This is a genomic window from Pirellulales bacterium, assembly GCA_035939775.1.
Taxonomy (GTDB): domain Bacteria; phylum Planctomycetota; class Planctomycetia; order Pirellulales; family DATAWG01; genus DASZFO01.
Genome location: DASZFO010000253.1, coordinates 1 through 6,916, shown reverse-complemented (window position 1 = coordinate 6,916; position 6,916 = coordinate 1). Strand labels below are relative to the sequence as shown.

At 59.2% G+C, this 6,916-nt stretch carries 6 protein-coding genes; all 6 read left to right on the top strand.

The window, feature by feature from the left end; genetic code table 11:
* The coding region (locus tag VGY55_15895) for a glycosyltransferase family 4 protein (GenBank protein ID HEV2971458.1) at nucleotides 1-968 on the top strand (968 nt) is incomplete at its 5' end.
* A complete protein-coding gene (locus tag VGY55_15890) occupies nucleotides 965-2,314 on the top strand; it encodes a hypothetical protein (protein HEV2971457.1) in 1,350 nt (449 codons plus the stop codon). The genes VGY55_15895 and VGY55_15890, both read left to right, overlap by 4 nt.
* Nucleotides 2,315-2,333: 19 nt before the next feature.
* Entirely contained in the window at nucleotides 2,334-3,284 is a 951-nt protein-coding gene (locus VGY55_15885; GenBank protein HEV2971456.1) for an NAD-dependent epimerase/dehydratase family protein, read from the top strand.
* Nucleotides 3,281-4,876: a 4Fe-4S binding protein gene (locus VGY55_15880; protein HEV2971455.1), complete on the top strand. Its 1,596-nt coding sequence runs from the start codon at nucleotides 3,281-3,283 to the stop codon at nucleotides 4,874-4,876. The genes VGY55_15885 and VGY55_15880 overlap by 4 nt, the downstream gene beginning before the upstream one ends.
* A 6-nt stretch (nucleotides 4,877-4,882) precedes the next feature.
* Complete coding sequence (locus VGY55_15875; protein HEV2971454.1) at nucleotides 4,883-6,136, top strand: methyltransferase domain-containing protein; 1,254 nt, start codon at nucleotides 4,883-4,885, stop codon at nucleotides 6,134-6,136.
* A gap of 22 nt (nucleotides 6,137-6,158) precedes the next feature.
* Nucleotides 6,159-6,916, top strand: a 758-nt coding sequence (locus VGY55_15870; protein HEV2971453.1) for a hypothetical protein, incomplete at its 3' end; no start/stop codon positions are given.

Genomic DNA, 6,916 nt, shown 5'->3' with positions numbered 1-6,916 from the left:
TCATCCGTGAAGTGGAGCGGCGAAGCGACGTCGTAATCGTTCAACTGCCGCTTGCCGCGACCTGGTCGTTGTCGAATCCTCGGCGTCCGCGCGTCTATCAAGTGTGCGCCAACTTGCGCCAGATGGTGGCAACATCCACTTGGTATCGCGGCCCAAAGCGGCTCGCGGCTCATTTGGCGGCTTGGGTCATCGACCGAAATCAATCGCGGTTGATTGAGCGGCCCGATGCGCGGATGATCGCTCATGGCGACGAGTTGGCACGACATTACGGAATCGAACATGGCCGCGCCGCGGTTTCCGCGACGATCCTTGATCGAGAGATTATCAGCGTGCCGCGGAGGCGACCGCTAAACGCGCCGTTTCGGATCTTATTTGTGGGATTTCTTCGGCATGAAAAAGGAGTCGACACGCTATTGTCCGCGTTCCGTCGCGTATTGACTCAGATTCCCGACGCCGAGCTGGAAATCGTGGGAGGACGTGATTCAGTGGACCACGGCGTAGCCGGACAACTACTGCGTGAACTCGATGAGTTGAGCCGGCGAGCGACGGTCGTGCATCATGGGCATCTGAGTTTTGGCCCCCAATTGTTTCAGATATTTGCCGACGCCGACGTGCTCGTCGTCCCCAGCCGCAGCGAAGGGACTCCGCGGGTGTTGGTCGAGGCCAGGGCATTTGGTTGCACGGTTGTCGGTTCGGCCGTGGGGGGAATTCCCACCTCGATCGAAGACGGCGTCGATGGTCTCCTGGTGCCGCCGAACGACTCCGAGGCCCTTTGCGCGGCACTGTTGCGGATCGCAGATGATGGTTCTCTGCGAAAGCGGCTTGTGGCCGGCGGAATTAAGCGGGCTCGACGGTGTACGGTCGAGGCGTTTGCCGATCAGATTTACGCGGAAGCACTCCGGCTTAATCAAGAATTCCGATCGCCGGCGGCGGTTGAGGATCCCGTCCTTACAAAACTCGTCCGATGAACACTGAACCTCTTTCGGCGCGCGCTCCACGCGTCAATCGTCTACTGTGCTACGCTGTGGCGGTCGGGATTGGTTGCGCGATGCTGTTCCTGACAAAGGGCCCGTCGCATTATCGCCCGCCGAGCTATGGAGGGCCGGAACCGCAGATGACGCACGAGGCGGCGCTCGAAATCGTCCAGACCGGGCGCACCGCGATGACGTATCATCCGACCGGTTATTCGTATTTAGTCGCGGTCGTATATCTCCTCTTGCCGGAGGCGTGGCGAGTTCCGATCGCGGTTCTGATCGTGCAAATTGCCTCGCTGCCGCTGGTAGCGTGGTGCGTCGGACGGATCGCTGCGCAGTTCGGCGATCAACGACTTGAACTTTGGGGGAATTGGACTGCGGCGCTGTATTATCCGCTCGGCTACTACGCCGCAACGTTCAACAATAGCTTTGCGACGTTGGTGTTCGCATCGCTGGCAGTTGTCGGCGTGTTGCCCCTCCTTGGGCCGAACCGCTCGCTTGGCAGGTCGCTCTTGAGCGGGCTTGCTTTAGGCGCGGTGGCCTGCCTGCGGCCGAACTTCGGTTTGCTCGGCATCGTTTTTGTCTTGGCTTTGTGGCGCGCCACACGCAGCTTCCGCGAGGCGATTATCCGCAGCGCTCCCATCGCCGCGGTTTCGCTAGGGATGTTGGTGCTGATGACCGCCATCAATCCTCCCGAACCCGGCCAACTCGTTCGCGGCAGTCAGGCCGCGGCCAAATCATTGCTCGAGGGGACCTATCAATACTCGTATGACTGGTGGTCCTGGGATTGGGACCGTCAGCCCGACGACATGAGAACCAGCGGTTTCGACAATCCTGCAGTTCGCGATTACTTTGAGCACCTCCAGAAGATTGAGGTGGAGACGGGAAAGCCCGCGACCGATCCGGTCACCCAAGCGGCGATTCGGCGCGAAGCTTGGTCGCGAATTATCGGAATGCCGGCCAACACGCTGAAAAAGGTGCTCGTCAGCACGGTGCGGATTTGGATCTTCGTCCCAACCCATTTGAGTTCCATGGCCGTGAAGGTATTGATCGCCGTACAAGAATTTCTCCTGTTGGGATTCGCATTGGCCGGGCTCGTATTGATGCGCGGGTGTCCAGGAGGGCGGTTGTTGGCGATCGGCGTCTTGGCGGTGCCAACCATGTCGCACTGGCTCCTACATATCGAGCCGCGATATTCGCTCCCCGCGCGTGGTATCGAGGTCGCACTGGCGGTTGTGGCCATCGAAGCCCTGGCCCGGTGGCTGAAAATTGTCAGCTCAAAGCCGAACGGTGCCGTAGAAAACGGAATGCCCCACGACGTCAAGGCGGCCACGGCCTGACGGCTGCGCTATGGAATCCATGGACGCGACCTTGAATACAATGGTCGAATCGAGACAACACTCGAAGGGTTCCAAAGTTGTCGGAATCACAGGTACCCGGGGGTTTCTTGCCAAGGCACTGTTGGGCTCATCGCGCTCGTCTAAGAACCGGGTGATTACGCTCGCACGTAGGCCATCCGAAACTGCCGCACCAAGCGTGGAATCACGTTGTCTGGATCTCTCTAACGAAACGGTTGAGCCAGATCTAGCGGGTATCGACACCCTAGTTCATGTCGCTGCTGAAACTGGAAAAGCAAGTCGCACGCGTTTCGACGCCATCAATAATCTGGCGACACGGCGCCTGCTCATCGCGGCCCGCGAAGCCGGTGTAAGCAAGGTCATCTATATCAGTTCGATAGCGGTACGTTCGCCGCTGAGCCATCTATACCCCTACGCCAGGTCCAAACAGGCGGCCGAACAGGCCGTCCGGGATTCACAAATCCCATACATCATCCTTCGGCCAACGATGGTGCTGGGCCCGGGTTCACCGATCGGGACGGCGCTTGAAAGACTAACGCGACTTCCGGTTCTGCCGCTGTTTGGTGGCGCCCTGGCAAAGGTTCAGCCCATCGACGTTCAGGACCTAGCGGAATACATCTGGATGCTCGTTGAAGGGTCAGGTGGCGAATCCTCGAAAGGCTCGATTGTCGAGATCGGCGGCGCCGAGATCGTCACGATGCGGGCGCTAATGATGAGATTCTGCGAACGGGCTCGGGGTCGCTGTAAGCCTTCCGTAGTCGTACCGGTGCGCTGGATGCTCTGGCCGCTTTATTTCGCAGAACCTCTGTTGTTGCCGCTGCTTCCCGTGACCGCTGGGCAACTTACGGGGTTTATCTGCGACGGCTGCTGCGACCCGCAATTGAAAGACGTCAGCTTTATCCCGTCGCATGATCTGCCGTCGATGATCGAGAGGACGATATCGCTCAGATGAATCTCACTGTGATCGGGACCGGCCCCTCGTCATTGGCAAGTCTGCGGGCCTTGGTTGAGTCGGAGCATCACATAACTGTCCTCGACGTTGGCAAGGAACTCGACGAGCCGGGAAAAGCGATCAAGCGAAGAATGGCGGCGTCAGATCCCGCTGATTGGGATGACGGCGTCCGCAGTATTGCAAGCGAATATGAGTTTGATGGGCCAGGGGTAAATCTTCGGCCCCAATTCCGGTCCCTTTACCCTTATGCCGCCGAGGCCACGGAGGGAGACGCGCAGGAATCAACCAAGCTCCTCCAGTCGTGGGCGCAGGGCGGCCTGCTAAATGTCTGGGGTGCGTCGACGCTTCCTCCTCGACCGGCGGACGTAAGAAATTGGGGCATACCCTGGAATCGATGGGACCAGGCACTTCGTGCTATCACTCCCATGCTGGGGATTGCCGCCGGGTCCAGCGATAACCTGGACGGCATCTACCCCCGGTACGTGCATCGGCCAGCACTGAGGGTCTCTCGCCAGGCCGCAAATGCGCGCGCGAGGATGGAGCGCAGCCGGGAGCGGCTCAACAAGGATGGCATCTGGTTCGGAGACGCCCGGCTCGCCGTCGAGCCTGAACGCTGCCGTTACTGCGGCATGTGCATCTCCGGATGTCCGAATGATGCTATTTTCCAAGGGCGTGCTCAGCTACAGGAGTGGATAGAATCGGGCAGAATCCGCTACCTGCGCGAGCATCTTGTGGAGCGGCTAGAAAGCCATCCGAATCGAGTGATCGTCTCTGGCGTGAACACTATGACCGGGGAATCATTTCGTTACGAATCGGATCGAGCCTTTCTCGGCGCCGGCGTCCTATCAGATTTGCGGATACTTGGGCGTTCAATTGCCGGACTTCGTGAGGCGCGAATCGCGTTTCACCCATACTTTTTGGCGCCGGTGTTGTTTCTCGACCACGCATCGCGAGTTCGGACCGAGCGCACATACTCCCTCGCACAGCTATTCATGGCGGTCGTCGATCCGAGTCTTTCGCCCCACAATATTCACCTCCAACTTTCTACGTATAATCCGCTGGTAACCGCAAGGCTGAAACGACTTTTCTCCTTTCTCGGGCGCGCGTCCGATGTCGCCGCGCGAGCCCTCGAAGCAAGGATCGGCGCTATTCAAGGACTGTTTCATTCTACTGAAAGTCCACCCATCGAGTGCGCGATCGACGCAACCAACGGGCCGGTACGGTTGCGACTCAAAGGATATGATCTCAGGTGCAGTGCGGTATACAAGAAAATAAACAAACTGCTTTCGCGATTGCGATCACGGGCCGGAAGACTCGGGTTTTGGCCGCTCCCGATCATGAACTATCTGGGGACGCCTGGCGAGGGACAACACATCGGGAGCACGTTCCCGATGGCGCCGACGCTTGGTCGCGAAGCAAACAGCACGAATCTGCTCGGTGAACATCCGCAGCTTCCCCGCGTACACATCGTTGATGGCTCGGTCCTGCCTGAGCTGCCATCAGCGACCATCACATTCACGATCATGGCCAATGCGTATCGAATAACGCGCGATGTGCTGGCTACGGACGAACTGCCCCTCAGCCAAACGTAAGCATCCATGAAACCGCGGCTATTGGACCATTTGGTTTGCCCGCTTGACAGAACGCGGCTGGAACTCCGGCAGTGGGAGAGCGTCGATCAACCGCTCGGCGCTGCCGATGCAGCGCGAGCTGAGCGGCTGGGGATAGATTCCGCCGCGCTTTCAAAGGAAATCCTCACCGGCGTGTTGATTAATCGCTCGAGAAAGTTGCTCTATCCGATCCATCGTGGGATTCCGCGATTGCTGACGTTTTCGACAGGCGTGGCGCAGAGATTTGCCGATTTGCACATCGAGCGGCTTCGCAGTGAATTTCCGGGATTTGCGCTCCCAAACGAACCGTCGATGCCGGGTGAGAGTGACGTGCTCCGCTCGTTTTCCAGCGAATGGGTCAGCTACGATTGGGATGCCCGGTCGTATTGGAATTTGACTCCCGAAGCCTGGTTTCGCTGCATGCGCTTCGTGCTGGAATTGGACCAATTCCCAGTGGAAGGCAAGCTGGCGTTGGAAGTCGGGATGGGAATCGGCGGCGTAGCCGACTATATGGCCCGTCGGGAAGGTTGCGAAATCGTGGGGGTCGATTTGGGTCACGCGGTCGACGCGGGCTATCAGCATTTTGGAAAAAACCCCTTTCTCCACATCGCACAAGCTTCAGCGTTTGCGCCCCCGTTCGCCGATCGCACGCTCGATTTTGTCTACAGCTTCGGCGTAATCCACCACACGTTTTCCACGAAGACTGCGTTCGATAGACTCGCCCGATTGCCGGTGGAAAATGGGCGGCTCTATGTCTGGGTCTACAGTCCCCACGATGAAAGCCGAACGCTTAAGCGACGCATGTTGATGACGATGGAACGCGCTCTGCGGCCGATGATTTGGCGCCTTCCGGATCGAGCCCAAAGCATTGCTCTGGCGCCGCTGGTGCCGCTATATATTATTCACCAGTGGCTGCGCTCGCTGCGTCACCCGGAGGGCGCGGTTCGCTACGGTGCCCGCGAGGCGCTGCATGCGGCCCGAGATCGTTTCACACCAAGGTATATCCACCGGCACACCGAGGAAGAGATGTGTGAATGGTTTCGCGCCGCCGGCTACGAGCGTTTGACGTGCGGCAGCCAGCTAAGTCGTCCCAGGGATGTCCCAATTGCGTTTACTGCCTCGACGGGTGTGAGCGGCACCCGTTCTGCGGCCGCGACGAAGGTCGCAGCCAGCGCATCGTCTAACCAGGAGCCAACGGCGACGGAACGCCGCCGTACGCCGTCGCCGTTGGCTCCAGGTTAAACGACTAAGAGATACTACAGGCATGTGTGGCATCGCTACACTAATCCGCCGTTCGACGCCGGTCGATCCGACTGCGATTGACCAAATGACGTCCGCTGTGAGCCATCGCGGTCCAGACGGTGCGGGCACGACGTTCCTGACGATGACGGCAGACGGCGCTGGAGAGATCAAGTCTCCGGGATTGGCCGATTGGCAAGTGGCTCTCGGCCACCGCCGTCTTGCCATTTTGGACTTGAGCGAGGCGGGTCGGCAGCCGATGTCGTATCGCGGTCGCCTCTGGATCACTTTCAACGGTGAAATCTACAACTATGTCGAGCTACGGCGCGAACTCGAGCGGCTCGGCCGCGAGTTTCAATCACAAACCGACACCGAAGTCATCCTCGCCGCCTACGATCAATGGGGGACCGATTGTTTCGCTCGTTTTCGCGGGATGTGGGGGCTGGTTTTGATCGACGGACCGCGGCGGATGGCGATCGTCTCGCGCGACCGCTTGGGGATCAAGCCGGTTTACTTTGCCAAAGCTCGCGACTTGATTGGGGTTGCGTCCGAGATCAAGCAGTTCGCTTCGATGCCCGGCGTTGCGCTGAAAACGAATGAGCCGGTTCTCCGCGACTATCTCTGGACCGGTTACGAGCAGCCGGGACAGACGTTTTTCGCCGGAATCACGCCGCTGCCGGAAGGGACTTGGCAATCGATCGATTTGACCAGCGGCGCGGTCTCCGAACCGCACGAATTCTGGCGTCCCGACCGGATTGCGACTGAAATAGTCGACGCCGACGA

Excerpts from the sequence above, each read along its gene's own strand:
- VGY55_15880 (HEV2971455.1), top strand. The coding sequence starts at position 3,281 with ATGAATCTCACTGTGATCGGGACCGGCCCCTCGTCATTGGCAAGTCTG.
- VGY55_15890 (HEV2971457.1), top strand. The coding sequence starts at position 965 with ATGAACACTGAACCTCTTTCGGCGCGCGCTCCACGCGTCAATCGTCTA.
- VGY55_15885 (HEV2971456.1), top strand. The coding sequence starts at position 2,334 with ATGGACGCGACCTTGAATACAATGGTCGAATCGAGACAACACTCGAAG.
- VGY55_15875 (HEV2971454.1), top strand. The coding sequence starts at position 4,883 with ATGAAACCGCGGCTATTGGACCATTTGGTTTGCCCGCTTGACAGAACG.